The 25,505-nt window shown below is 63.9% G+C and carries 21 protein-coding genes; 2 read left to right on the top strand and 19 right to left on the bottom strand.

Annotated features, from left to right (window positions below; genetic code table 11):
- Window positions 1-67 precede the first annotated feature (67 nt).
- Window positions 68-874 (top strand): methylmalonyl-CoA decarboxylase, encoded by an 807-nt coding sequence (scpB, locus tag V5F26_RS11335; protein ID WP_394945952.1) that lies wholly within the window; start codon window positions 68-70, stop codon window positions 872-874.
- Between the two features lie 9 nt (window positions 875-883).
- On the opposite strand, the gene V5F26_RS11330 is transcribed toward scpB, so the two are convergent.
- The 7 genes from V5F26_RS11330 to V5F26_RS11300 form a co-directional block, all read right to left on the bottom strand.
- Window positions 884-3,283, bottom strand: a complete 2,400-nt coding sequence (locus tag V5F26_RS11330) for a tetratricopeptide repeat protein (RefSeq protein WP_394945951.1) — start codon at window positions 3,281-3,283, stop codon at window positions 884-886.
- 24 nt (window positions 3,284-3,307) lie between these two features.
- Window positions 3,308-4,288: a hypothetical protein gene (locus tag V5F26_RS11325; protein ID WP_509210503.1), complete on the bottom strand. Its 981-nt coding sequence runs from the start codon at window positions 4,286-4,288 to the stop codon at window positions 3,308-3,310.
- An 84-nt stretch (window positions 4,289-4,372) separates the two neighbouring features.
- Entirely contained in the window at window positions 4,373-7,024 is a 2,652-nt protein-coding gene (locus V5F26_RS11320) for an arylsulfatase (RefSeq protein WP_394945949.1), read from the bottom strand.
- Window positions 7,025-7,521: 497 nt separating this feature from the next.
- Window positions 7,522-8,289, bottom strand: coding sequence for a DUF1217 domain-containing protein (locus tag V5F26_RS11315; RefSeq protein ID WP_234054003.1), 768 nt, complete (start codon window positions 8,287-8,289; stop codon window positions 7,522-7,524).
- Between the two features lie 164 nt (window positions 8,290-8,453).
- Window positions 8,454-9,353, bottom strand: a complete 900-nt coding sequence (locus V5F26_RS11310; protein WP_234054002.1) for a response regulator — start codon at window positions 9,351-9,353, stop codon at window positions 8,454-8,456.
- A 646-nt stretch (window positions 9,354-9,999) separates the two neighbouring features.
- Window positions 10,000-10,671, bottom strand: a complete 672-nt coding sequence (locus tag V5F26_RS11305; protein ID WP_234054001.1) for a response regulator transcription factor — start codon at window positions 10,669-10,671, stop codon at window positions 10,000-10,002.
- Window positions 10,672-11,230: 559 nt separating this feature from the next.
- Window positions 11,231-11,614, bottom strand: coding sequence for a response regulator (locus V5F26_RS11300; RefSeq protein ID WP_234054000.1), 384 nt, complete (start codon window positions 11,612-11,614; stop codon window positions 11,231-11,233).
- A gap of 183 nt (window positions 11,615-11,797) precedes the next feature.
- Between V5F26_RS11300 and V5F26_RS11295 the strand changes: the two genes are divergently transcribed.
- A complete protein-coding gene (locus tag V5F26_RS11295) occupies window positions 11,798-12,508 on the top strand; it encodes a protein phosphatase CheZ (RefSeq protein WP_234053999.1) in 711 nt (236 codons plus the stop codon).
- A 325-nt stretch (window positions 12,509-12,833) separates the two neighbouring features.
- Here V5F26_RS11295 and V5F26_RS11290 read toward each other — a convergent pair whose 3' ends face one another.
- The 12 genes from V5F26_RS11290 to flhA all read right to left on the bottom strand — a co-directional run bounded on the left by V5F26_RS11290 (window position 12,834) and on the right by flhA (window position 25,370).
- On the bottom strand, window positions 12,834-13,685 hold the full coding sequence (locus tag V5F26_RS11290; RefSeq protein ID WP_394057654.1) for a CheR family methyltransferase: 852 nt from the start codon (window positions 13,683-13,685) through the stop codon (window positions 12,834-12,836).
- Window positions 13,685-14,833, bottom strand: coding sequence for a protein-glutamate methylesterase/protein-glutamine glutaminase (locus tag V5F26_RS11285; RefSeq protein WP_394057646.1), 1,149 nt, complete (start codon window positions 14,831-14,833; stop codon window positions 13,685-13,687). The genes V5F26_RS11290 and V5F26_RS11285 overlap by 1 nt, the downstream gene beginning before the upstream one ends.
- A gap of 53 nt (window positions 14,834-14,886) precedes the next feature.
- Window positions 14,887-15,267, bottom strand: a complete 381-nt coding sequence (locus V5F26_RS11280) for a response regulator (protein ID WP_234053996.1) — start codon at window positions 15,265-15,267, stop codon at window positions 14,887-14,889.
- Between the two features lie 181 nt (window positions 15,268-15,448).
- The gene (locus V5F26_RS11275) at window positions 15,449-15,940 is read right to left on the bottom strand and encodes a chemotaxis protein CheW (RefSeq protein ID WP_234053995.1); all 492 of its coding nucleotides are present in this window, start codon (window positions 15,938-15,940) and stop codon (window positions 15,449-15,451) included.
- Complete coding sequence (locus tag V5F26_RS11270; RefSeq protein WP_394057644.1) at window positions 15,937-18,834, bottom strand: hybrid sensor histidine kinase/response regulator; 2,898 nt, start codon at window positions 18,832-18,834, stop codon at window positions 15,937-15,939. The genes V5F26_RS11275 and V5F26_RS11270 overlap by 4 nt, the downstream gene beginning before the upstream one ends.
- 98 nt (window positions 18,835-18,932) lie before the next feature.
- On the bottom strand, window positions 18,933-20,609 hold the full coding sequence (locus V5F26_RS11265) for a methyl-accepting chemotaxis protein (RefSeq protein ID WP_394057642.1): 1,677 nt from the start codon (window positions 20,607-20,609) through the stop codon (window positions 18,933-18,935).
- A gap of 34 nt (window positions 20,610-20,643) precedes the next feature.
- Entirely contained in the window at window positions 20,644-21,129 is a 486-nt protein-coding gene (locus V5F26_RS11260) for a hypothetical protein (RefSeq protein WP_394057640.1), read from the bottom strand.
- Window positions 21,126-21,485 (bottom strand): hypothetical protein, encoded by a 360-nt coding sequence (locus V5F26_RS11255; RefSeq protein ID WP_509210502.1) that lies wholly within the window; start codon window positions 21,483-21,485, stop codon window positions 21,126-21,128. Before V5F26_RS11255 ends, V5F26_RS11260 begins: the two co-directional genes overlap by 4 nt.
- A gap of 20 nt (window positions 21,486-21,505) precedes the next feature.
- A complete protein-coding gene (locus tag V5F26_RS11250) occupies window positions 21,506-22,075 on the bottom strand; it encodes a rod-binding protein (RefSeq protein ID WP_394057636.1) in 570 nt (189 codons plus the stop codon).
- 49 nt (window positions 22,076-22,124) lie between these two features.
- A complete protein-coding gene (locus tag V5F26_RS11245; protein WP_234053989.1) occupies window positions 22,125-22,526 on the bottom strand; it encodes a hypothetical protein in 402 nt (133 codons plus the stop codon).
- Between the two features lie 7 nt (window positions 22,527-22,533).
- The gene (locus tag V5F26_RS11240) at window positions 22,534-23,289 is read right to left on the bottom strand and encodes a flagellar biosynthetic protein FliR (protein ID WP_234053988.1); all 756 of its coding nucleotides are present in this window, start codon (window positions 23,287-23,289) and stop codon (window positions 22,534-22,536) included.
- Entirely contained in the window at window positions 23,286-25,370 is a 2,085-nt protein-coding gene (flhA, locus tag V5F26_RS11235; protein ID WP_234053987.1) for a flagellar biosynthesis protein FlhA, read from the bottom strand. The genes V5F26_RS11240 and flhA overlap by 4 nt, the downstream gene beginning before the upstream one ends.
- Between the last annotated feature and the right edge of the window lie 135 nt (window positions 25,371-25,505).

The raw sequence follows: 25,505 nt of genomic DNA, 5'->3' as shown, positions 1-25,505 counted from the left end.
GAACGCAACGCAGAAATGGTAGGGCGAGGCGGAAGCATCACGCGCCGGGTGCGCCAGGAGCAGCGACATGACCGTTTCCCAGCAGATCACGGCCCCGGCCCTCGTGAGATACGAAATCCTGGAGCATGTCGGCGTCATCACGCTCGACAATCCATCCAAGCGCAACGCCTTGAGCCGGGAGCTGATGACTGGCGTGCTCCTGGCGCTCGACACCTGCCGTGCCCAATCGGTGCGGGTGGTGGTGATCCGGGCTGCCCCCGGCATGCAGGTCTGGTCCGCCGGCCACGACATCCGCGAGCTGCCGCGTGGACATGAGGACCCCCTCTCCTATCGCGATCCGCTGGAGTGCGTGCTGCGCGCCATCCGCACCTATCCCGGCGCGGTCATCGCCATGGTGCAGGGCGCCGTGTGGGGTGGCGCGTTCGACCTTGCGCTCTCCTGCGACATGATCATCGCCGACGAGACATCAACCTTCGCCATCACGCCCGCCAATCTCAGCCTGCCATACAATACCACCGGCCTGCTGCACTTCCTGCACCGGCTACCGGTGAACCTCGTGAAGGAAATGTTTTTCTCGGCCCAGCCCCTGGCCGCCGACGCCGCGGAGCGGTGGGGCATCATCAACCGGCTGGTGCCGGCGGTGGAGATCGAGTCCCACACCCTCGCCTTCGCGTCCCTGATGGCCTCGAAGGCGCCGCTCGCCATCGCGGTGGTGAAGGAGCAGCTGCGCGTGCTGACCGATGACCAGCCGGTTCCGGCACAGGTGTTCGAGCGCATCCAGGACATGCGCCGGCAGGTGTTCGAAAGCGCGGATTACGAGGAAGGCATCACCGCCTTCCTGGAAAAGCGCAAGCCGGTCTTCCGCGGCGTCTGAAGCGCCCGCTCAGCGCGGCCCGGGGGTCGCGCCGAGCCGCTGCACCATGCGAGCCAGCTCCATATCGTCCGGCCGCATCTGCGACAGGCGTTCGGCCAGGGGCGCCGCCCGCGCCACATCCCGCGCGCGCAGCGCATCCTGGAGGGCCAAGGCGAGCAGATCAGCGTCAAAGGGCGTGCGCTCCAGCGCCTCGCGCGCCACCCGCCGCGCATCGTCTCCACGCCCCACCGTTTGCAGCGCCACCGCATAGACATAGGCATAACGCGGCGTGTCCGGCGCCAGGGCAACGGCGCGGCCCAGCGCATCCAGAGCCGCCACCAGCCGCTTCTGGCGCACCAGCGACAGGCCGAGCGCATGCTGCGCCTCGCCGGATGTGGGCGCGTGGGCAATGGCGTCGCGCAGCACGGCCTCCGCCTCCTGCTCGCGACCCTGCGTGCGGTACAGGTCCGCCAGGTTCACCGCCAGAGACGCAGCGGAAGGGTCCAGCTTCAAGCCGGCCTTGAGCTCCCGTTCCGCCCCGGCGATATCCCCCTGACGCGCCAGGAAGGTGGCAAGGTTGCCGCGCCCTTCCGGTCGATCTGCATTGACCTTCTGCGCCGCCTCATATTCCCCGAAAACGCGGATCAGGCGGTCACGATCGGCCTCGGGCACCGCATTGGGGGCGACATCCGCCAGCAGCGAGGCGACCTCCAGCCGCACCACGGGGCTTGGATCATCCAGCAAGGTGGAGCCCCGCTGCCAGCGCGCCTGCGGCGGCAATCCCGCCAGCGAACGCAGCGCCACCACCCGCACCATGGGATCGGGATCCGACAAGGCCGGCCCGTTCACGGCCGCCGTGGCGGCGGAGGGGAAACGCTGGACCTCCGCCAGCGCCGTGGCGCGCACCAGGCCCGGCACCGCCGCATCCTGCGCCAGCCGCAGCAAGGCGGAGCGCGCCGCCGGGTCCCCTGCCCGCGCCGCGTGGAAGGGCTCGGCCCAGGTCTGGAAGCCTTTGCGATCGGGGCCATGCCAGCGCGCCACGGCCTCTGCCGCCCAGGCGGCGGATTTGTCGGCGTGGCAGTCGTTGCAGGTGTTGGGCGTGCCGATCGACACGGTGCGATCGGGCCGGGGAATGCGGAAGGAATGATCGTGGCGGCGATCGACGCCCATATAGGTGCGCACCGGCATATGGCAGGAAATGCAATCCGGCGCCTTGGGCCCCGGGGCGTGGCCGGTATGGGCGGTGGTCTCGAACTTCTCGGGCAGGTGGCATTGCGAACACACCTGCGCACCCTCTGCCTTCAGCCGACCGGAATGGGGATCGTGACAATCAGAGCAGACCACGCCCTTGGAATACATCAGGCTCTGCTTGAAGCTGTGGTCGTTGAAGACCTCGTCCCGCATCTGCCCGTCATCCTCGAACAGGCCGGTGGAAAGCAGGGTCGGCAAATGGGTATCGGTGAGGGACAGGCCGGGCCGCCAGTGCTCGGAGAAGATGCCGCGCCGGGCATGGCAGCGGGCACAGCCCTCCACCTCGTCGCCAATGGCGCGGGAAGCGCCCTTGGCGGGACTGCCGGTGTGCGGATCAGGCGTGAAATCCGCCTCCGCCCGGGCAGCGGCCACGGTGGGGAACCCCTTGTGCGGGGTGTTGGGATCCGCCCCACCCTTGGCCCAGGCCACATGGGCGGCACCCGGCCCATGGCAGCTCTCGCAACCGACGCTCACCTCCGAAAAGGTAGTGTGGAAGGTGTCGGCGGCGGGGTCGTAATTCCTGGCCACGGCTGTCGAATGGCACTCCGCGCACATGAAGTTCCAGTTCTGGTACAGCTTAGTCCAGTGCATGGGGTCGGACGCCACCGGTGGCGCATCCGGGTAGAGATGGAACCAGCGTTGCCCACCGTCCGCCTTCGGCCGCGTGTCGAAGGCGAAAGGCAGCGCCTGGAGCCGGCCATCGGGAAACGTCACCAGGTATTGCTGCAGCGGCGTGACGCCGAACACATGGCTGATCTCGAACGTCTCGGTGCGCCCGTCCGGCCCGTCGGTTTCCACCATGTAGCGGGGGCCATCGCGGAAGAAACGGGCGCTTGCTCCCTTCACCGACACGCGCACATCATCGAAGTCGCCCCGCACCGTCTCGGGCGTGGCTAGGGCCATGGCCGCGGCGTGGTGGGAGGACAGCCAGGCGCGCGTCTCATCGGCATGGCAGGAGGCGCAGGCCGCCGAGCCCACATGGCCCATGGCATTACCATGGCCATCGCCGGCATGGGCGGCATCCGCGTCCAAGCCGCCGATGCCCCCCGGTGCCAGCTCCATGACGGCGGTTTGTGCCTGGGCGCGGCCCTCAGGCATCCGCGTGCCGAACGCGATCACGCATGCGGCCGCGAGCCCCGCGGTCATGGCGAGGAGGGTCGGAATGAAACGCTTGCGCATGCTGGGATGACCGCTGCTCCGTCCTCAGAAATGATAGGCGACGCTGAGGAAGGGCCCGTGAATGGTGGTGGTGTAGCGGAAATCCGCCGATGGACTCGTAACTGACTGATAATCCGTATAAAGCGCCCGATAGCCAATGGCGGTGGACCATGCTTCGGTCCAATTATACCCCAGCGACACGAACCCCTGCGAAGTCAGCTTGGAGCCCACGCCGAAGCCGCCGATATCCGCCAGCGCGTTCAGGAACCACTTGTCGTTGATGCGGTATTGCAGCAGCAGACCGAACACCGGATCCAGCCACTCTTTGACATCGCTCTGGGAAAAAGAAATCGGCAGCAGGCCGGAGCTGATGTTCGTGTCGAAGGTCAGGCGCTGGTAGCGAAAGCCCGCAGTGGCGCTGAGATCGAAGCCGGGCCCGCCCACCGGCAGCCGATAGCCCGCGATGCCGCTGGCGATGAACAGCTTTTGAGTGGCGGAAAGCTGGGGCAGCCCCGTCCAATCCAGGCTTTTGTCGGCGGACAGCTTCGACCAGACAATGTCCGCGAAAAGCGTCCAGCCATCCTTCTTAGCCAGGAATGTGCCCATGAAGGCGCCATCCAGGTGCGACACCACATCGGAGAACGAGGCATCCACCGGGAAAGTCGGCAGGCGGCGCACGCCCACATTGCCGTCAATGCCCGTCGCCCACCCATAGAGCGCGAACTCGAACTCCCAGCGTGATTCCACCGGCGCGCCGACGGCCCCAGGGACACCAAGCGGCGCCGCCGGCGCAAGATCAGCCGCACGAGCCGGCACGCCGACGCACATGCTCATCGCGCAGATGGCCGCGGCCAGCTCCGCGCGCGCGCGCTTCTTCAGCCACCCATGGCTGGCAGCAACGCGAGTGCGCCTTCTCCGATCATGATCGCCCACCTGAGCCTCGCTCCCTCTACCGGCGCCGGCCGCCCCTTCAGGTTGCCCCGGCTCATTTTTCTCGCCTGATCTTGCCCGGTGACGGCTCCCCACGCCAGAGGAACTTCCCCATGGCGCCATCGCAGCGCCGGCGGTGAGGCCCTTCGGCCACAGCCAAAAGAGGTATTTCTCCTCCTATCAGTGCATGCACTCCTGCACGAACTTGATGCGATCGAACAGATCCAGATCTTTCGCCAGCGCCTCGTCCCGGCAGGCTTTGAACCGGTCGAGCCGCGCGGTGACGGGGCTCACCCCGCCCAGCGCATTCACCGCCTCCGCCTCGCCGGCCACGGGCCCGTCCGCCGCCTTGGCGCGCGCCGCCTTCAGCCGCGCCACATCCTCCGGAGAGAGCTGCGGCGCATCGATGGCGAGGGTGATCTGGCCGATGGTGCCGTTGAACGAAAAGGGCACCTGATAGTCCGCATCGTCCACCGGCGTGCCGGTGTCGGCCCCCACATCCAGGTTTTCGTCCCAGGCGAGGATGAAGGGAATGGTATGCTCCATCCGGCCGGTGGCGACCACATTGCCGTCGACCCTCAACGTACCGGTCCCGCCGCGGCCGATGCCGCTGGTGGAGCCGAACGCCAGCGTGCCCGCACCGAGGCCGTCATATTTGAAATCAAACACCAAGGTGTGCTTGCCGGGGCTGAGTGGCGCCTGCCCCTGCCACTTGATGCGCTTCAAACCGACCAGGTTCCAGGTGAAGGTCGGCCTGCCCTTCAACAGGTAGAAGCCATAGCCTGCAAAACGCCCGCCCTGGGTGATGAGCATGCCATCCCCGCCCCCCACGGGCACGTCCACCTCGGCGGTGAAGGTGTAGGAGGTGTTCAGTACCGAGGGCGCGTCCCCGTTCGGGGTGCCGATGAGCGGCGAGCGCCAGGTGAACACATTGCGCCCCGCCGTGATGCTTGGACGTGGCGTGATGAGGCGCGTGGTCAGCGTTGCATCGAGCGGCAGCACCTGGTGCTTTTTGGCCTCTGCCCAGAACAGAGCCGACAGCTCCTGCACCTTTTCCGGGTTCTCGGCGGCGACATCCTGATACTGCGTCCAGTCGTCAGCCAGATTATAGAGCTCCCAGGGATAATGGACGGGATCGAGGTCCGGATTGCTCACCGTAACCCATGGCGGGCGCATGACCTTGCTGGAGAGACTCCAGCCGTCGTGATAGATGGCGTGGTCGCCCATCATTTCGAAATACTGGGTGACATGGCGCGAGGGCGCATTCGCATTTCCCTTGGCAAAGGTGTAGGCCATGCTCACCCCTTCAATGGGCGCCTGGCGGATGCCGTTCACCTCCTCCGGCGCCTTGATGCCCGTGGCCTCGAGCACTGTGGGCAGAATGTCCACCACATGGTGGAACTGGTTGCGGATTCCGCCCCTGTCCGTAATGATCTTCGGCCAGGAAATGGCCATGCCCTGCCGGGTGCCGCCGAAGTGCGAAGCCACCTGCTTGGTCCAGGAAAACGGCGTGTCGAATGCCCAGGTCCAGCCGACAGCCATATGGTTGTACGTCTTGTCCGACCCCCACACATCATAGAAATACTTGAGCTGGTCCTCCACCGGCACATCGACGCCATTGAACATGGCAACCTCATTGGGGGTGCCGATCAATGTGCCTTCCGCGCTGGAGCCGTTGTCGCCACTGATATAGATAATCAACGTATTATCGAGCTTGCCCGCGACCTCCACCGCATCGACGACACGCCCGATCTCATGGTCCGTGTACATGAGATAGGCCGCGTAGACGTCCACCTGGCGCTTGAACATCTTCCTTTCATCGTCGGAGAGCTGGTCCCAGCGCTTCAAGAGGTCATCTGGCCAAGGCGTGAGCCGCGCATGCGCCGGGATGACGCCCAGCCTTTTCTGGTTCTCAAAGATCTGCTCTCGCAGCACGTTCCAGCCCTTGTCGAACAGGTGCAGGCGTGTCGCCTTCTCGATCCATTCGGGTGTCGGGTGGTGGGGCGCGTGGGTGCCGCCGGGCGCGTAATAGATGAAGAAGGGCTGATCAGGCGTAAGGGTATTCACCTTATTAATATAGGCAATCGCCTCATCCGCCATGGCTGTGGTCAGGTTGAAATCGGGATGACCTTCAAATGGATAGATATAGGTGGTGTTGCGGGCCAGGTTATCCGGCTGCCATTGGCTGGTATCCCCACCCATGAAACCATAGAAATACTCGAAGCCCATGCCTGTCGGCCATTGGTCGAAGGGCCCGGTGGAAATCGCCTGGAAGGCTGGCGTGTTGTGGTTCTTGCCGAACCAGGACGTGCGGTAGCCATTGCCGAGCAGGATCTGCCCAATGGTGGCCTTATCCTTGGTGATGACACTATCATACCCCGGATAGCCCGTGGCCATTTCTGCAATGACACCATAGCCGGCCACATGGTGGTTTCTCCCCGTCAGAAGCGCGGCACGGGTTGGCGAGCACAGGGAAGTCGAGTGGAAATTGGTGTACCGCAGGCCATCATTGGCGATCCGATCGAGCGTCGGCGTCGGGATCACCCCACCAAAGGTGGAGGGGGCGCCAAAGCCCACATCATCAGTCATGATCAGCAGGACATTGGGCGCCCCCGACGGCGGAACAATGCGGGCCGGCCAATAGGGCCTCGAATCCTGTGACAGATCCTTGATGACACCGCGAAACGGCTGCGGAGGTGGCGGCAGCTGCAGGCCGTCAATGACAATGGTGGAGTCTGGCGCACCGGGAGTGCCGATGACCGGCTGAGCCACCACCGGCAGCGCGGGACACAGACTCACCAGCGTCACGACCAGGGCTGCAAGGCGGAGCATCTTGTACCTCCTCGTTCCAAGGGGGCGCCCGTTTGATCGCGCCAATGGGCTCGACGGCCTCATTGAACAACAAAAATGCGACCGGCGCACGCGCCGTTGCATTCCCGGTAGAAGCACACCATAAATTGCGCGAGCTGCTCGATCAGTGAGCGAAAGCGGAGAGTCGAGCCCGCCCCTTCAACGCGACGTCTCGCCTTACCGGCGCCGACGATTGGAGCGCACCACTATGGACTGCTGCACCTTGTGGCCGACAAAGCCAAGCCAAGGTTTCTCCGCAGCTGCGGCTGGCTCGACAATCCCGCCCCTCCGCCACGCAGCCAACGGAGCGCACATCTGCCATTCCTTAGACGCCGGTGGATCTCTTGTGCCATGACCATCGACCGCCCAACGCCCGATGGATGAGCGAGAGCGAAGCCGCAAAAAAGCAAAACGCCCCGCGATTGCGAGGCGTCTGGAAGCGTTTCTGCTTCGCGCGGCCGCCGACACGGCCCCACCAGCTAGAACAATGCAAGCGTCTCGCTGGACGAGCTGCTCGACGTATCCATTCCGAACAGCGCCAGGATGGGAGCACTGCTCGCATTCTCGGTGATGTCCCAAAGAGCGGCGAAGCGGGCCAGCAGCTTGTCCACCTTCTCCGGATCCTGCAGATCCGTGAGGTCAAGCTTCGATTCGACCACGGTCTTCTGCGTATCCAGATCCATGCTGCCCAGGCTCTCGGGCAACCCATAAGCCGTGGAAACCACCTTCCACATGGCGCTGTCCGCAAGCAGGCCAAAAGCCGTGGAAACAGTGGAAGCCGTCCGCTTGAAATAGAGTGCCAGCTGAACACCGGCGTCCGTCTGCCCGACATCGTCTTCGAGCGACTGCTCCATATAGGCGTTCACCACGCTCTCAGTGGAAGCAGTCGTCGATGTGTCGGTCGCATCCGGATTGAGGGACGCAAACGCCTTCGCGAAATTCACGAACCGGGTGTCGGTCAGCTTGTTGGCGAAGCTGTTCTTATCGGACAGGTCGCTTTCGAGCACCTTGGCCATGTACGCTTTCGCATACACCATGTCGCTAAGGCCATAGGCCGTCATGGCATAGTTGAACAGCCGATAATTGCTGACGAAATCGTCAACCGACGTCACCTTGCCGATATTCTCTTCGTAATAGGCGGTGGCGTTCTTGGTGATCGGATCAGCAGCCTGCTGCTCCAGCATCTTGTCGCTGTTTTTCGCGTAGTAGTTGTAAGTCGCGTATGTCGTTCCGAGATAGATGCTCATCGCCCCGCACCGCTTAGGTCTGACTGCGATCCTCTCGCGCCCGAAATATCAAACGCCTGACATTCGCCACGCTGAATCCAATGCGCCACAATAGGCCAGTCGCAGCACTGCTTCAAGGCCAACCTTCCGCCAATACCGCACACCGCACGGGGTGCCACTGCCGTTCAGTCCAGCTTGAGACCGATGCGCTCGGCCTGCCGCTCCACGAAGGCCTCCATGCGCTCGCGCCCCAAGGGCGTGAGCCGTACCACAATGCGGCGCTTGTCCCGGGCATCCGGCATCTTGTCGAGCAGCCCGGCTTGCCGAAGCTCATCAATCCTCCGCAAGGCGGTCGTGGTGGGCGCGCCGGATGCGATGCACAGACTTGTCACGGAGATGGGCCGATCACACGCTTCCGCAACCGCCAGGTCCAGCATCATCTCCCAGGCGGGATCTGAAAAAAGATTCGCGTCGAAAATTGCCGCGCGATCCGCCCGCGCGGCCACCAGCGCTCGCAGATACTCCGATCGCCCGATGGTCCCCGGCCCCTCCACCGCAACGGGCTCAGCCTCCCGCACTAGCGAGAATGCGCGGGTAATCGCATTCGCGACCTCTTCCACCGTCACCGGCTTCTGAAGAAAATCCACCGCATGGAGGCGGAGCGCACGGACCGCGCGGTCCAGCGAGGCGTGTTCGGTCATGACGATTGCCGCGAGCGGGCGCCGCCGACGGCGCAGCGCCAATTTCTGCAGTAGCTCGGCTCCATCGATACGCGGCAACTGCAGATCCGTGACAAGGACCTGCAAGCCCTCGTTCCGCCTCACCTGATCTAATGCCTCGATCGCCGATCGCGCTGTTAAGGTAGGGATATCAAGGGCCTGCAAACCTTCATGGAGCTCGGCCAGGAGGTGGGCATCATCGTCCACCAGCAAAACACGAGGGACCCCCTGCACCTGACTGCCCATTCCCTTGCCCCCGCGGCTCTGAGCACCGGACACGGGATCGCAGACGCTCATTCCTTCAGCACGGGACTGCTGCTGCAGCCCCGCCGAATGCGAGGGAAGGCCCTTGGTGGAGATCGACATCGCGCGCCCGTTCAATGTCTAGGTCTGCCATGTTACTGCCGCACTTCGCAACCGCCTTGGCCCTCCGGTGTCACCCAATCTTGACAAATGCGGCAAAAATGTAGCGAGAAAGCGCCGCCGGCCGGCAAGAGCCGCACGCGGCGCGAGTACGCCGAAAGCCGGCAATCCGCACTGCCCGCCACACCACGAATGACCAACGGAAACACCTTGACGCGACAGGCACTCAGAATGCCCACCGCCGCAGTGAGGCAGAAAACGGCACGCAGCGCCGATTTTGACACGTTACACCGCAACACGCATGAGCCCACCGGCGCCGGATCCTTCTCGGCCCACTGCGCTAGCCTGCAGACGCTGTTCAGGAGAAAATGGGAGAGCTTGCCTCAGCTGCCCACGACACGCGCGTCTAGGGTGCTACCGCCACACCTAATGGGAGCGAACAAATCGGCCATGGCTCAGCAGTGGCCAGCGAGCCCCGGCTAACCGCGCCCGTTCAACGCCTACCGCGAGCGGCTCATGCCCCATTTCGCAGGACACCATGCTTTAATGCACGAGCAGCACAGATAACGCGCTTCAAGCCACACGTCATCGCGCCGCCTGTACAGCCGAGGAATCTCTCTCGGCTGTACAGACCCTCGACATACCCAGTTCAGCCGACGAACTGATAGCCGAGATAACGCTTAGCGTCGATGACGTCGTAACCAAGCTTCAAGCGGAGCTTCTTGCGCAGCTTGCTCATGTGACCTTCAATCACGCTCTCATCGACATCGTCGTTGAAGATACCGTAGATCGTATTGAAGATCTGCGTCTTGGTAACGCGACGTTTGCTGTTCTTCACCAGGTACTCAAGGATGTGGCGTTCCCGGCGCGGCAAAGCCAACGCCTGCCCGTCAATCTCGGGATCGCGACCATCGAAGAACACCTTCAGGCGCTCACACTCTAGAACCTGAGGCTCGGTCGCGCGAACACGACGCCATACAGCATCCGCGCGCGCCATGATCTCTTTCACATGGACGGGCTTACGAACGACATCGTCGATTCCCGCAGTGAACAACTCAAGCGTGTGCGTTAACGATTTGACATCTTCAAGCGCAATAATCGGAGCGCTTGAATAGCCTCGAATGAGGTCTGGATATCCGGTGCGCCCGTCCACGTCCCCCACAAGGAAACTCTCGACCGCACCAAGATCCTCTTCGCACGTCGTCAGAATCCAATCGCGGAACTCACTATGCGTAAATCCCTGCGAAGCGACCCCTTCGCGGGAAAAAGCCCCAACATAGCTTTCGATAACGGACGTCCGCTCGTCCACGACCACATACATCCCACCCTCCATACTCAAGGTGGGTGCGCCCTGCCCGACCCGGCAAAAATGCCGGAGCCGGTTCCCCCAGAGGCACCAACCATAGGAAGGTAGCATATTCGCGATTCCCCAAGCGGCAATCCGCGCAAATACGTTAACTCAATATTAATAATTCCACACTGGAGTGCATTGCACAAAACGCCCGCGAAAATGGACCAAACTTACCTCTTCAAACGAATCATTTTTGATCAAAATCAAAGGGATGAGGCGCCGCCTAAATCCAAAATAGTGATTTCGGCACCGCGTCGAAGGCTCCGATTCGGAGCAGTTGCCGACGCCACCGAACCGCCCCACCCGCGACGCGGGCCAGCATCCCGGTACCCACCTCAGTCGGGCAAGGGACAACACGCCGAAAGGTTACATCACACCTTCAGCGCCCGGATGTCGTTCGGAGAACCCACCGATGAGCGGGACGCTCGGCCGCGAAGAAAACGCAGCCTGAGCGACGGTGAGGGACACCATCGACGCAACATGAACCACGCACCGAATCTTGCGCGCCCGCCTTCCCGCGCCAGGCGGATCAGCTCTCGAAAACAGCGTCGATCTTACCCTTAAGGGTCTGCGCATTGAACGGCTTGACGATATAGTTGTTCACGCCTGCCTTCTTTGCCGCGATGACGTTTTCCGACTTCGCCTCAGCAGTAATCATGATGAAGGGAATGTCGCTCAGAGCGTCATCGCCACGAACCTGCTTCAGCAGCTCATAGCCAGTCATCGGCTCCATATTCCAATCGGAGATCACGAGACCGTACTTGCGCTCTTTCAACTTCGCGAGGGCCTCAGTTCCATCAGCGGCCTCATCCACGTCATCGAAGCCGATCTGCTTCAGGAGATTGCGGATGATGCGGACCATCGTCTTGTAGTCGTCCACCACGAGGACCGGCATCGAAAGATCAATCGCCATCTCACACTCCGCAAACAGGCGAACAAGTCTTCTCCAGCGGCAACCATGCCACCAAACCACAAGCCCTTGTGCAATCAGGAGCTTGCATGAAGCTTGCGGACGCGACAGCCAGGGGCTTTCGGGGGACGTTTTTCCGCCGTATAGAGGTGGAACGGTGATTTCCGAGCGTTCCAGGAGAGTTGCATGTCGGGTGCGCGTCGTCGTCCGTTCCGCATCGAGACGGCCATGGGCAATGCAGTGAGCGACGCCGAGGGGATGACAGCCCTGACATCGTTCGATAGCCAGATCAACAGCATTCTCGGACAGCTTGCTGAAGTCCGCGAAGAAATCCGCAAGTTCCAAGAGCGCGATCCGACCCTCGCGCGTGAGCGTGATCGCAGCGTTCTTTGGTCCGGCATCGAGACCATCCAGGATGCCATCCGCAATACACGCCACGAGATTGCGACCATTCACACGGAGGGATCGCGGGGCGAGCGCCTGCACACGGCCACCAGCGAGCTCGAAGCGGTCGTCAGCGACACCGAAGGCGCCACCGAGACCATCCTGTCCTCAGCTGAAGCCATCGACAACTTGAGTCAGAAGCTGGTTAGCCGCCTTTCGGACGGCGACCTGGAGCTGGCGCACGCCATTCAGAACGAAGTGGTGAAGCTGTTTGAGGCCTGCAATTTCCAGGACATTACGGGCCAGCGCATCCGCAAAGTGGTGAAGCTGCTCGTCTTCATTGAAGAGCGCGTGAGCCGCATGACCGAGATTTGGGGCGGCAGCGAACTCGTGGAACGCGCCAAGGAGATGGAAAAGCAGCGCGAGGGTGATACTGCGCTGCTGAATGGCCCGGCGCTGTCGCACGATCAGAACGTCGTCTCCCAGGACGACATCGACAGCCTTTTCCGCTGAGCAACCGACTGGCCCAGGGTGCGTCACTCCTTGCGACGCACCCTGTGAGGCCTTTGTTGATTTTGAAGGCCTCACCCGGCTCGTTGAATTTTCGTGACGAAGCAAGCGGCATTCGCCCTTGACCGTGCCTCAGAGAGCTTCGCTGCCTCAGCAGACCCGATCCCGCCGAAAGTGATGCTGATCGGTTCAGCCGAACAAATCACACGGCAGCAATAGCCTCGCGCACCCTCCGGACTTCGCGAGAGGGAAAGATGCTCAAAGAGTGCCATCCGCGGCATCAGGATGCTCCCTCCTGACGCCGCCACCCAAGCCCTGCCGGGCCGCCTCAGATCTTCATGCCAACAGGCGCCGGCCGTACGGCGGGCGTAACATTGGGCACATATGTGCAGCGATGCTGCGGCAACGGCTTGAAGGCATCGCCAACGCCAATCACCGTTTCGGCCGCGCCGAGGACGAGGAATCCATCGGGCGTAAGCGCCCGCGCGATACGCGCCAGGATGTCCGCCTTCGTCGGCGCATCAAAATAGATGAGCACATTCCGGCAAAAGACGATGTCGAAGGTGCCGAGGCTGGCGAAGGATTCGAGCAGATTGAATTTGCGGTATTGCACCATCTTGCGGACGGGTTCCTTCACCTCCCAGAGGTCACCGACCTTGGTGAAGTACTTCATCAGCATCTGCACGCCCATGCCGCGCTGAACCTCGAACTGGTTGTAGCGTCCAGCCCGCGCCCGTTCCAGCACGTCGTTCGAGAGGTCGGTGCCGATGATCTCGACGTCACGACGTCCAATGAGACCGGGATTTTCCAGCAGCAGAATGGCGAGCGAGTATGGCTCCTGACCGCTCGACGCCGCCGCGCACCAAATGCGCAGCTTTTGGCCCGCCGGCCGTGCGGCATGCAGGGTCGGCAGCATGGTGCGGGTGAAGTCCTCGAATGGGGCCTTGTCCCGAAAGAACAGAGTCTCATTCGTCGTCATCGCTTCCACGACGGCGCTGGAGATGATGGCTGATGAGCCATCCTTCAGAACGGCCGCAAGTTTCGAGAAGTCCGCCAGGTCGAACTTCCGCAGCAGCGGCATCAAGCGACTTTCGAGCAAATAATGCTTGTCGTCGGTGAGCAGCAGGCCCGATCTCTGTTTCAGGAAACGGGAGAAAAACTCATAATCCGAAGCACTGATCACCGCCGTCCCCCCTCGACCAACCGGATCACTTTGCGGCCGATGCCATCCAAGGGCAAGATTTCGCAGGCGTTTCCGGCTGCGGCGGTGGCGCCGGGCATGCCCCACACCACACTGGTTTCTTCATCTTGAACGATCACGCTGCCGCCGGCGTCGGTCACAACCCCCGCGCCCTTGGCCCCATCACTCCCCATCCCGGTGAGTACCACAGCGAGCATGCCCTGGCGGTACACAGCGGAAATGGCCGCGAACATGGGGTCCACCGCCGGCTTACAGAAATTCACTGGCGGCGCATCCGAAAGCCGGATCACGACATTTCCGCCAGACTTTTCCAGCAGCATGTGCAAGCCACCCGGAGCCACATAGATGTGCCCCGGCAACACTGGAGCGCCATCTGTGCCCTCGGCCGCTGGCAGGCCAGAGGCACGGCCCACATGCTCAGCCAAAATGGCGGTGAAAGTGGGCGGCATATGCTGCGTGATCAGGACCGGGATGTTCTTCAAATGCGGTCCAATCTCGGTGAACAGGCGCGTGAGCGCCTGCGGCCCTCCGGTGGAGCTGCCAACCGCAAGAATGGACACCGGCGCCATCGAATAAGGCCGTAGGCGAGCCGCAGCCGATGCGGCGGATGATGCGCTGGCGGGAGCCGTCGCTGGCGGATGCCCGACTACCGGGCGCGCCGCAGGTGCAGGCGTTGCAGGTGCGCGCGGTGCCACCGTACCGGACCGCGCCGCCTCTGCCACAGCCCTGCGCCGCTGCGCCTTGGCGCCAAGACTGCGCACCTTGGCAAGCAGCTCGCGCTTGAACTCATCGGCATTGAACATGCCGGGGCCGGCTTCGGGCTTGGGCAGATAATCGGCGGCGCCAAGGGTCAGCGCCTTCAGGCTGACTTCGGCGCCGCGTCGCGTCAGCGTCGAAGCCACCACCACCATCGTCCCAGGACGCTGCTTCAAGATGAGGGGCAATGCGGTCAGCCCATCCATCTCCGGCATTTCGAGGTCAAGGATGATGACGTCAGGCTGCGAGCGATCGAGGTCATCGACCGCGCGCCGCCCGTTCGCATGGGTGGCGACCACCTCGAGCGCGCGATCCTCGCCCAACCATCGCGACACGATCCCGCGCACGAACACCGAATCGTCCACCACCATGACGCGGATGGTGTGGCCTGGGGCCGAGGAGTCGGGATTAACAGACGTTGGGCTCACAGAAGATCCTTTTCCGCCAGACCCACCGCCTCCAGCTTCTCATGCAGGATGTCGTCGTCGAACGGCTTCATGATGTATTCGTCCGCCCCCGCCTCCAGGGCAGCGGCGATGTGTTCCATGTCGTTCAGGCTGGTGCAGAAGATCACCTTCGGCGCCTTGCCCGCCTCAGTGGCGCGCAGACGACGCAGGCACTCAATGCCGCTGACGTTCGGCATTTCCCAGTCAAGCAGGATGACATCCGGCATCGCCTTCGCGCAGCAGTCGAGGGCAATCTGCCCATCGGCAGCCTCTTCGACCAGGAAGCCGAGACGCTCCAGGATACGTCGCGCGATCTTTCGCACGAGGCCTGAATCATCCACCACGAGACAGGTCTTCATGCGTGAAGCTCCTCGAGTGTCTTCGATTGAAATTGGCACCGGCTCGCCAACAGATCCACCAGGATTTGAAACATGGATGGCGCTCGCCGCTGAAACCGAAGACTGATTAAGATGTGCACATCGGGCAGTCGTCACCGGAGGCGCGCAGGGCTCCGCGCCCCGCCGCCACCGGCGCCGGCGCTCAATAGCTCGATGCGGTGATGGCCTTGACGGTGCCCGCGCCGCGCAGAACCAGCTCGACGTTCAAGATAAGCATCAGCTCACCGGACAAGCGGTGAACACCGGCGGCGACTGCGGACCAGCGGGCATCGAGATTGGCGGGATTGGCCTCCCGCTTCGCGGTGTCCAGGCCCAGCACCTCACCCACGTCGTCGATCATGAGGCCGAACGCCTCACCATCATGCTCGATGCCGACCGCCATGCCCTTGCCTTCCGCTGCCGGAAGGCCCAGCAGGCAGCGCATGTTGAGCATGGTGACGATCCGGCCGCGCAGGTTGAGCACCCCGGCGATGGCCGGCGGCGCAAGCGGAACGCGGGTGATGGCATCGGGGGCGAACACCTCATGCACCATCTGGATCGGAAGCCCGAACAGCTGGGATGCGATGCGCACCGTGACATATTGCTGATAGGTGCCGACCGGGGCCCCCGTCAGAGCTGGAACATGCTCGCTCATGCCGCTGCTCCCTGTCGTCCGGCAAATTCCTTCAACGCCTCGATGAGGCCCGCGCGATCATAGCGCGCGACATAGTCGGTGAACCCCGCCGCGCGCCCGCGCTCGATGGTGTCCCGATCCCGCGACGCGCTGACCGCGATGATGGGCAGGTCGCGATTGCGCGGGTCGTCGCGCACCGCTGCCGCCAGGGCGAAGCCGTCCATGTCCGGCAGCTCCAGATCGCTGATGATGGCGTCAAACTCCTCGTCATCGCCCAGACGCTCCAGCGCCTCCTGAGCCGAAGAGCAGGTGGTGACGTCATAGCCGTTGCCCTTCAGCACTGGCGCCAGCAGGTCACGATGGAACGCGCTGTCATCCACCAGCAGCAGCTTGGGGCGCGTGCTCACGCGCGTCAGCTGCTCAAAGCGCTCGCCGAACGCGACGTTGATGTAGAAGCCCACATCGAGGATCTCGGTCGCCTGGCCGGAGATAACGGCCGCGCCGAGTACTTCCGGCATACCCGAAGGCGACAGCTGCATGTCGAGCGGGGTTTCCACGATATCCACGATCTCGTCGACCAGCAGGCCCATGACGCGACCTTCGGCGGAGAACACCAGCATGGGCTGGGTGCCGCTCTTCGCGCGCCCCACCTCCTCGTTGGCGTAAAGCACCGGAATGAGGGCGCCACGATACTGGATGACTGGATAGCCCTTGACCCGCTCGATGCTGGAAACCTCCAGCTCCTCGATCCGGGTGACGAGGCCCAGCGGCACCGCCTTCGGCTCGCGCGAGCCGGCGCGGAACAGCAGCAGCGACGTGCGCTCTTCCGCCGCCGCAGCCCGATGGGTTGCCTCTGCCGTGTTGAGATCCATCTCGGCCGCCTCCGCGCCGCGCGCGGCAGCCCCCTGGGCCAGACCGGCCGGGTCCACGATCATGATCACCCGGCCATCGCCGAGGATGGTGCAGCCGGACACCATGGGCACCTGCCGCAAAGTGGACGACATGGGCTTCACCACGATCTCTTCAGTGTGGGAAACCGCATCCACCACGACGCCGAAGGTTTCCGCGCCCACGCGCAACACCACGATCAGCGCATCCGTCCACTGGTCCGCCTGGTGGGCATCCTGCTCGGGCGCAAGGCCTAGCAGGGTACCAAGCGCGACGATGGGCAACAACTTGTCTCGCAGGCACAGGACCGGCACGTTGTTGAACCAGTTCACCGCATGGTCCGTGCCCGGCTGCACCCGCACCAGCTCGACCACCGCGCTCTGCGGCAGCGCGAACCGCTCGTCCGCCGCCCGCACGATCAGCGCCGGCACGATCGCCAGCGTCAGCGGGATCTTGATGACGAACGCCGAGCCCTGGCCAAGCTTCGAGTGAACCTCGATGGTGCCGCCAATGGCTTCGATGTTCGTGCGCACCACGTCCATGCCGACGCCGCGGCCGGACACGCTGGTGACCTTCTCCGCAGTGGAGAAGCCTGCCTGGAAGATGTAGCGGAACGCCTGAACGTCCGGCATCTTCGAGACTTCCGCCTCGGTGGCGAGGCCGCGTTCGACGATCTTCTGCTTGATCCGCCCCACGTTGAGACCGCGGCCATCGTCCGCGATCTCGACGATCACATGGCCGCCCTCGTGGTAAGCGGACAGGCGGATGGTGCCGCGCTCGGGCTTGCCCGCCGCGCGCCGCTCCTCGGGCGTCTCCAGCCCGTGGTCGGCGGAGTTGCGCACCATGTGGGTGAGCGGGTCCTTGATCTGGTCCAGCACCTGCCGATCCAGCTCGGTGTCGGCGCCGATCTGCTCGAGCTCGATCTGCTTGCCCAGTTCCTGGCCCAGGTCGCGCACAATGCGCGGAAGCTTCTGCCAGGCATTGCCGATGGGCTGCATGCGCGCACGCATGACCGCATCCTGCAGCTCGCCGGTGACGTTGGACAGGCGCTGCAGGGAGACCTTGTACTCAGAGTCACCCTGCCGACGTGCAATCTCCATCAGCTGATTACGCGTGAGGACCAGCTCCGAAACCATGGTCATGAGCTGCTCGAGCACGCCAACGCTGACGCGAATCGTCTGCGCGGAAAGGGCGGAAGCGTGCGTCCCCTCCTCCGCATTGGCGGGCACGCCAGAGGGCGTGCCGCTGGGACGCTGCGCCCCCCCCTGGGTCGCCGGCGTGCGCCCGTCGGCCTTCGCGATCGCGCCGGAGGTGGTGACTGGAGCGGGAACCGAGGCCGCGGCAGCCTTGGGCTCCGCGGGGGGCTCGGCCTTCGGAGCGTCGCTCTTAGAGGAATCGCCCTTGGCAGAATCGCCCTTGGAGGAGGACGCCGACGCTTTCGTCTCGGAAGACGCCGCGGCCGAAGCTGCCGGAGCAGCTTCCTTCGCTTTATCCTTGCCTCGTGCCGGCAGCTCGACCTCGGTCTCCCGGAACAGCCGCTCCAGCTCGTCGAGGGGAATTTCACCCGGAAGCAGGTCGCGCTCGAGGGTCTGCGGGGCAGCCTCAACCTTCGGGGGCTCCGGAACCGGCTCGGGCTCGGGCGGCGGCAACTCGGTGGCCGCCATTTCCTCCAGGAGGCTGATGAGATCCTGGTCGTTGCCTTCCGGTTCCTGGCCGTTGTTCTCCTCGATGGCGGAGAGCATCCACTTGATGCGGTCGATGGTGCTCAACACCAGCGTCACCGCGTCGGCGGTCACCGGCCGGCCGTCCCGGAACTTGCCCATCAAGGTTTCAGCAGCATGCGCGACCGCCGCGAGGCGCGACAGGCCGATAAAGCCGCAAGTGCCCTTGATGGTGTGCACCAGACGGAAAATGTTGTTCAGGATTTCCGCGTTGTTCGGGTCCTGCTCGAACTTAACCAGTTCCACGTCGGCGACGTCGAGACTTTCGTTAGTCTCCGTCAGGAACTCCTGCAACAGGTCGTCCATGGTCTCAACTCCGGGAGGACGGGCTTGGCCCGTCTGAGCTTCGCCGAATGTCCCGCGCCGCCGTTTCGGCGCGGGCCGTTTCCGCCGACGTCGCGCCATCAGGCGGCGCGGACGCGCTCGATGAAAGCCGTCACCTGGCTGCGCAGGTGAGTTGCCTGGGACGACAGATCACTGGCCGCGCTGACGATATCGCCAGAGGCGCGCCCCGTATCCGCAGCCGCGGTGCTCACGCTGGAGATGGAGGACGAAACCTCCTGCGTCCCCTGCGCGGCCTGATGCACATTCTGGGCAATCTCGCCCGTGGCTGTGCCCTGCTCCTCAATAGCCGCGGCGATCGCGCTCGAGATCTCGTCGATCCGACGGATGGTTCCGCCGATGGCCTCGATGGCGTGCACCACCTCGTCGGTCGCGCGCTGGACTTCGCTGATCTGGCCGGAGATCTCCTCCGTCGCCTTCGAAGTCTGCTCCGCGAGGCTCTTCACCTCCTGCGCCACCACGGCGAAACCGCGGCCTGCATCGCCCGCGCGCGCCGCCTCGATGGTCGCATTGAGCGCAAGCAGATTGGTCTGCGAGGCGATGTCGGTGATGAGGTTCACCACCTGGCCGATACGCCCGGCGCTGACGGCAAGGCCGCGCACCACTTCGGCCGTGCCGTTCGCCTGGGTCGTCGCTTCCCGGGCCACCTTGGCCGAAACCGTCACCTGGCTGGAAATCTCGCGCACCGACGCGGCCAGCTCCTCAGCCGCGGAAGCTGCGGTCTGCACGTTGCTGGTGGCCTGCTCGGCAGCCGCCGCCACAACAGTGGACTGACGGGAGGTTTCCTCCGCCGAAGACCGCATGGAGCCGGCATTGCGCTCCAGCACGCCCACGGCATCGGACACCGTCTGAACGACGCCGGCGACCGCGCGATCGAACTCCTCCGCGAGGCGGTGCATGCTGACGCGCTTTTCCTCGCTCGCGCGGGTCGCGGCCACCTGCTGCTCGCGCCGCATATCGTCGGCGGCGCGCAGTTCGTCACGCAGACGCTCGGTGGAGTTCCACAGGTCGCCGATTTCGTCCTTCGGGCGCTGGGTGGCCAAGGCGACGTCGAGATCGCCGTCCGCCAGCTTCTGGATCGAAGAGGACACCTGCTGCAGCGGACGGCTCAGCTTGCGCGTGCCGATATAGAGCGCGATGCCCACGCCAGCCACCAGGCCCACCGCCGTGAAGATGATCAGCATCCAAAGGGTGCGCTGACGCGTGGACGCCTGCTCGTCACGCAGCGGATCGAGCTTGGTGCGGATCTCCGACGTGGCGCGGTCCAGGCTTTTCTGCAAAGCGGTGCGAATGGCCACGTTGGCGGCCAGACCACCACCCGCGGTGAGCGCCGCCTGCGGCCCTTCCGCCAGCGAAGCCTTGAGGATGGCCCGAACCAGCTCGGCGAAGGCCTGCACATCGTCGCTCAGACGCTGCGTGTCGGCCGCGGCGTCTGCGGGCGCCAACCCCTTCAGGGTGTTGAGATCGTTGTTGAGGTTGACGAGCCAGCGCTCGGTGTCGTTCGCGGCGACCCGGACCTCGGTGTCGTTCTTGGAGACGTAGACACCGCGCGTGTACACGGTGACCATCGCCACGTCCTTGTTCACGCGCTCGGTAAGAAAGGCGCGCTGCCAGACATTGTCGAGCCGCTCCGCGGCGTCGGACACCGCCAACACGCCCAGCACCGCCACCACGCAGATGGCCAGCGCGGCCACCCCCAGCACGGCGACGATGGAATAGATTTTCCCCGCGATCTTCATCTGCCCCCGCCCCTATTATTGCTTACGCAACCACTCACTTGCCTCCGCCCCCCACCCCAGGCGGCGGCCCACTGCGCAGATCCGTCTTATCGACATAATTCAGGGAATCCACCAGAACCTCACGCACAACATCCCCATTCAGTTGCGCGTTGGTGGCCTGGCGCACGCGTTCGAGCATTTCCGGAAGATTGTATTTCGACATCTTGCCGCTCTCGACGCGGCCGTTAACGTAAATTTCCTGAAAAGCGGCATTCACCGCAAAGATGCCCGGGTCGATGGACATCTTGCGCAACTGTGCGGCGTCGGCCGTGAACACCAGCTTCACAAGCACATAGCCCTTCACCGAACCGTCGATGATCATAGGCACGGTGATGACCGGCAGGCGGCGATACTCGAGCCCCGAAATGTAGGGCTCTTCGGACTTACCGTGGTCCGTTCCGGCGACCCAATAGGCGGCGGCGTAGGTTGAAGCCAGCGCCACCACACACACCCACACGCCGATGATGATGAAGCGAATCATCTCCGACGCTCACCGTGTCCAATCGTTGCCGAATAGGTGCCGTCCGATTCCGCCTCGCGCATCGCGCGGTCGAGGATGGAGGCCACTTCCTGGGCGGCGGCGAGCTGAACCGAAAGCACGTAGCTGTTGCGCTCCAGTTTTTTCTTAAGGCCGGCAACCCGGGCCAGCAGCTCAGGATCGGCAACCGGCGGCAGAGCCCGCGCGGCCCGGCTCAATTCCAGCAGGCACCGGCTCTTCCGGCGGTTGCTTTCCACGATATCGAGCGGCGTGCGGGTCTCGAAAGCGGTCGTTTCCGCGTCGAGCGCCTCCTCGAGGTGATCGATGGCGCTCAGCAAGGTGGCGACGGACGGATTCACGGCTGACCGAATTTCCGCACTCACGAGCTCTCTCCCGTCTTGCCGTCGGCATAACGGCTGCCAGCGGCCCGCGCGATGCTCTGAGCGATACCGATGCCGCCAGCATTGGCGATGGCATCACCGATCTTCTCCGTCAGCATGGTCTTCCAGGCCGAGCCGGCGGTGCCGCTTCCGAACACGCTGTCCGTCTGCGGCATCATGGTGTCGAGGAAGTTGGCGAGCACCATGCCTTCAAACTTCTTCAGCGCTGCCGGCGGTGGCGACGGGCGCGCCGCAAACTGGTCCACCGACCGGCCGCTGAGCGCATGGGCGTTGCGCAGCGTGGTCAGGCTGGTGCCGGAAAAGGCGACCCCGGCGGGAATCATCGCGAGCGACTTGGCCTGGGCATCTTCGTCGAGCCCCGTGGCACCCTTGGCGGTGTCCGCGCCCTTGGCGCTGTCCGAGGCGCCGGTCTTCGTCATCGTCGCGCTGAAATCCGCGCCGCCGCCGGTCGACAGGGCCTTCAGCTTGCCCACGACCTGGCGCACCCGCGAGGTCTCGGCATTCTGCATCACATCCACGACGAAATCGGAAATCGGGCTGATGCCCATGACAGCCGCCCCCTATGCTCAACTACCGGATAATGCTGAAGCGCTATGCTTATGTGAAGCTTGCATCCCGTGGCGGACGCAGCGCGCTCGCCTCCGCGATTTCGCCCACCAGGGCCCGCTCCTCGGCCGCATGAGCATCGCGGCGGGCGTCTTCTTCCATGTGCTCGGCCCGCTTCACCGCCAATGCCTCTTCCTTTACGCGCTGCTCCTGCGCCTGCTGCCGGGCATTGGCCTGTTCCGCCTCAACGGCCAGGCGCCCCAGACGGCGGCCCGCGTGCTCGAGCAGCAGCGGCCCGAACAGGTCATCCGCCAGCGTCTCCAGCAGCGCGCGACGCTGCTCCTCGATCGCCTCCTTCTCGCGTGCGATCGCCACGAGGCGCCACTCCGCGGCCCGCTGCAATTGCTCGCGCACCGCTCGGATCCGCTCGGCTTTCTTGAGACGTTCCTTCATCGCGCCCTCAATGCGTTCGCACCCACCCGCTCAGGGCGAGCATGAACAGCGACAGAAGCTGAGAGATACTCATATAGAGCAAAAACAGCCCCCCCGCAGTGATGAATGGTCCCGCAATGAAATAAACGGCGATTTGCGGAGTGAATTTGTTCACCAGGCCCAGGGCCAGATTCACGCCGATGGAATAGAGCACAAACGGGCTGGCGATGCGCAGGGAGATCACGAAGGTCTCGGAGAACTGGTCCACCACATTGGCCAGCGCCGCGCCGAAATTGATCAGCTCGCCGGGCGGCATCCGGCGATAGCTCTCCAAAATGCCGCGCACCAGTTCCAGGTGCAGGTCACTCATGAAGATGAGCGCCACGACGGTGATGGTGAACAGGCTGGCGAGCGTCGGCAGCGAAACGTTGTCTTCCAGCGACATTCCCGCGATGCCGGCAAGGCCCACCGCCTGGGAGGCGAAGTTCATCATGGTTTCAAGGGCGGCAATGTAGATGCGCACCAGGAAGCCCAGCAGCGCCCCCGTCAGCATCTCGGCGACGATGGCGGACACCAGCAGGCTCACCGACGCATGCTCCACCCGCGGCGCCACCACGCCATAGACCACCGGCACGAATGCGAAGCTGAGCGCAAGCGCAAGGAACAGGCGCACCTGGGTGGGAATGTTCCGCCCGCCCACCCCTGGCAGCAGCATCAGGCACGAGCCGATGCGGCAGAAGACCAGCATGGCCACGATGACCGCGAGGCTGGCCGCCTCGTTCACGAGATGGTTCCGAGCGACTTGATCTCGACGCCACGTGCGATCTCCACATGGGACAGCACCGGCAGGGAGGGGAACATGCGCTCCACGATCATTCGCACATAGGGCCGCGCGTCCGGCGCGGTCACCAGAACGAAGCTCGCTCCATTTTTCATGCGGTCGCGGATCGCCGCCCCCGCCTCGGCCCCGAACTGCTCCACCAGCCGCGGGTCAATATCGAACTCCACCACCTCGCCCTTGGCATCGCGCTTCAGGCTCTGGTGGAAGGCGAGATCCCACTTGCTGCCGAGGCGCAGCACGTTCAGCACGCCCCCGTCGGAAAGGTCGCCGCAGATCTGCTGCGCCATGCGCATGCGCACATGCTCGGCCACCTGCTCGGAGCGCCGCGCGTGGGGCACGATCTCGGCGATCGCCTCCAGGATCAGGTTGAGATTGCGGATGGAGACGCGCTCCGACAGCAGCAGCTTCAGCACCGCCTGCAGGCCCGAGGACGAAATCTGCGAGGGGCAGATATCGTCGATGAGCTTCTTATACTCCGGATCAAGCCGATCCAGCAGACCCCGCATGTCCTTGTAGGACAGGAGCTGCGGCAAGTTGTTGGCGATGACCTCGCTGAGATGGGTGAGGATGACCGTGAGGTTGTCGACCGGCGCGTAGCCCTCGCGCTTCACCTCGCTGCCATAGGCCTCCGCGACCCACACCGCCTTCATGCCGAAGGCCGGCTCACGCACTTCCTCGCCGGGCACATCCGGCTTCGGCCCGTCGCCCACCACCACCAGGAACTCGCCGATGCGCATCTCCTGGGTGGCGACCACCGTACCGTGAATCTTGATCTGGTAGCTCTTGTTGGGAACCGAAAGGCTTTCGCTCATGCGGATTTCGGGCACCACGAACCCGTAGCGGACCGCGAACTTGCGCCGCATCTTGCCGATGCGGTTGGTGAGCTCGGTGGGCGTGCGCAGCACCTGGCCCGCCAGCTGCTTGCCCACACACACCTCGATTTCCGGCGTGCGCAGGCTTTCCTTCACCGATTCGCGCTGCTCCCGCTCCTTCTTCTGGCGTTCCGCCTCGGCCTTCTCGGCCTCCAGCGCCTGCTTCTTGGCAAGCTGCTTGGGAATCGAATAGCCGACGAACGCCAGCACGCCGCCGAGAATCGCGAACGGCAGCAGCGGAAGGCCCGGCACCACGGCCATGGCGAACATGAGACCCGAGGCGACGAACAGAGCCCGCGGATAGGCGCCGAGCTGCCCCAGCACCGCCATTTCCGCCCGGCCCTTGGTACCACCCTTCGACACCAGCAGGCCGGCGGCCAGTGACACGATGAGCGCCGGGATCTGCGCCACCAGTCCGTCGCCCACCGAAAGGCGCGTGAAGACGTTGGCCGCATCCCCGATGGGCATGCCGTGGCGCGTTACGCCAATGATGATGCCGCCGAAAATATTCACCGCGATGATGATGAGGCTCGCAACCGCCTCGCCGCGCACGAACTTGGACGCGCCGTCCATAGAGCCGAAGAAGGAGCTTTCTTCCTCAAGCTCCGAGCGGCGCCGCTGCGCCTCGCGGTCATCGATGAGGCCGGCATTGAGGTCGGCGTCGATGGCCATCTGCTTGCCGGGGATGGCGTCGAGGGTAAAGCGGGCGCCCACCTCGGCGATACGCGTGGCGCCCTTTGTGATGACGAGGAAGTTCACCGTCACCAGAATGACGAACACGACGATACCGATAACGAAGTCACCACTCATCACCAGCTGCGAGAAGCCGGCGATGATGTAGCCCGCCGCGTGCACGCCGTCGCTGCCGTGCGAGAGGATGAGGCGCGTGGTGGCGATGCCGAGGCCCAGCCGCAGCAGGGTCGCGATCAGCAACACCGTCGGGAAGGAGGAAAATTCAAGTGGCTTATTGATCCACAGCGACACCATCAGGATGAGAACGGACAACGCGATGGACAGCGCCAGCCCCATGTCGATGAACATGGGCGGGATGGGCAGGAACATGACGCCAAGGATCGCCACGATACCCATGGCGAACCCGATGTCACGACGCGAGCGCGCCGCTACGCTGTCAGTAGCTGGGATGTCGGCCATGCTCTCAAGCTCCGCCCAACACCAAGGCCCCTCGCCACATCCTCAATCACCATTCCCAGAGCCGCCAAAACGCGGGTCTACCGTTTAACATCCCGGGGCCGTGCCTCAGCCCCTCCCCCACTCTGCCCGGACAAG

This window comes from Xanthobacter variabilis (assembly GCF_043831965.2).
Classification (GTDB): Bacteria; Pseudomonadota; Alphaproteobacteria; order Rhizobiales; family Xanthobacteraceae; genus Xanthobacter.
The sequence above is the reverse complement of the archived record's forward strand: the minus strand, read 5'-3'. Positions and strand labels throughout refer to the sequence as shown.

Excerpts from the sequence above, each read along its gene's own strand:
- scpB (WP_394945952.1), top strand. The coding sequence starts at position 68 with ATGACCGTTTCCCAGCAGATCACGGCCCCGGCCCTCGTGAGATACGAA.
- V5F26_RS11330 (WP_394945951.1), bottom strand. The coding sequence starts at position 3,283 with ATGCGCAAGCGTTTCATTCCGACCCTCCTCGCCATGACCGCGGGGCTC.
- V5F26_RS11320 (WP_394945949.1), bottom strand. The coding sequence starts at position 7,024 with ATGCTCCGCCTTGCAGCCCTGGTCGTGACGCTGGTGAGTCTGTGTCCC.
- V5F26_RS11315 (WP_234054003.1), bottom strand. The coding sequence starts at position 8,289 with ATGAGCATCTATCTCGGAACGACATACGCGACTTACAACTACTACGCG.
- V5F26_RS11310 (WP_234054002.1), bottom strand. The coding sequence starts at position 9,353 with ATGTCGATCTCCACCAAGGGCCTTCCCTCGCATTCGGCGGGGCTGCAG.
- V5F26_RS11305 (WP_234054001.1), bottom strand. The coding sequence starts at position 10,671 with ATGTATGTGGTCGTGGACGAGCGGACGTCCGTTATCGAAAGCTATGTT.
- V5F26_RS11300 (WP_234054000.1), bottom strand. The coding sequence starts at position 11,614 with ATGGCGATTGATCTTTCGATGCCGGTCCTCGTGGTGGACGACTACAAG.
- V5F26_RS11295 (WP_234053999.1), top strand. The coding sequence starts at position 11,798 with ATGTCGGGTGCGCGTCGTCGTCCGTTCCGCATCGAGACGGCCATGGGC.
- V5F26_RS11285 (WP_394057646.1), bottom strand. The coding sequence starts at position 14,833 with ATGGTGGTGGACGATTCGGTGTTCGTGCGCGGGATCGTGTCGCGATGG.
- V5F26_RS11280 (WP_234053996.1), bottom strand. The coding sequence starts at position 15,267 with ATGAAGACCTGTCTCGTGGTGGATGATTCAGGCCTCGTGCGAAAGATC.
- V5F26_RS11275 (WP_234053995.1), bottom strand. The coding sequence starts at position 15,940 with ATGAGCGAGCATGTTCCAGCTCTGACGGGGGCCCCGGTCGGCACCTAT.
- V5F26_RS11270 (WP_394057644.1), bottom strand. The coding sequence starts at position 18,834 with ATGGACGACCTGTTGCAGGAGTTCCTGACGGAGACTAACGAAAGTCTC.
- V5F26_RS11265 (WP_394057642.1), bottom strand. The coding sequence starts at position 20,609 with ATGAAGATCGCGGGGAAAATCTATTCCATCGTCGCCGTGCTGGGGGTG.
- V5F26_RS11260 (WP_394057640.1), bottom strand. The coding sequence starts at position 21,129 with ATGATTCGCTTCATCATCATCGGCGTGTGGGTGTGTGTGGTGGCGCTG.
- V5F26_RS11250 (WP_394057636.1), bottom strand. The coding sequence starts at position 22,075 with ATGGGCATCAGCCCGATTTCCGATTTCGTCGTGGATGTGATGCAGAAT.
- V5F26_RS11245 (WP_234053989.1), bottom strand. The coding sequence starts at position 22,526 with ATGAAGGAACGTCTCAAGAAAGCCGAGCGGATCCGAGCGGTGCGCGAG.
- flhA (WP_234053987.1), bottom strand. The coding sequence starts at position 25,370 with ATGGCCGACATCCCAGCTACTGACAGCGTAGCGGCGCGCTCGCGTCGT.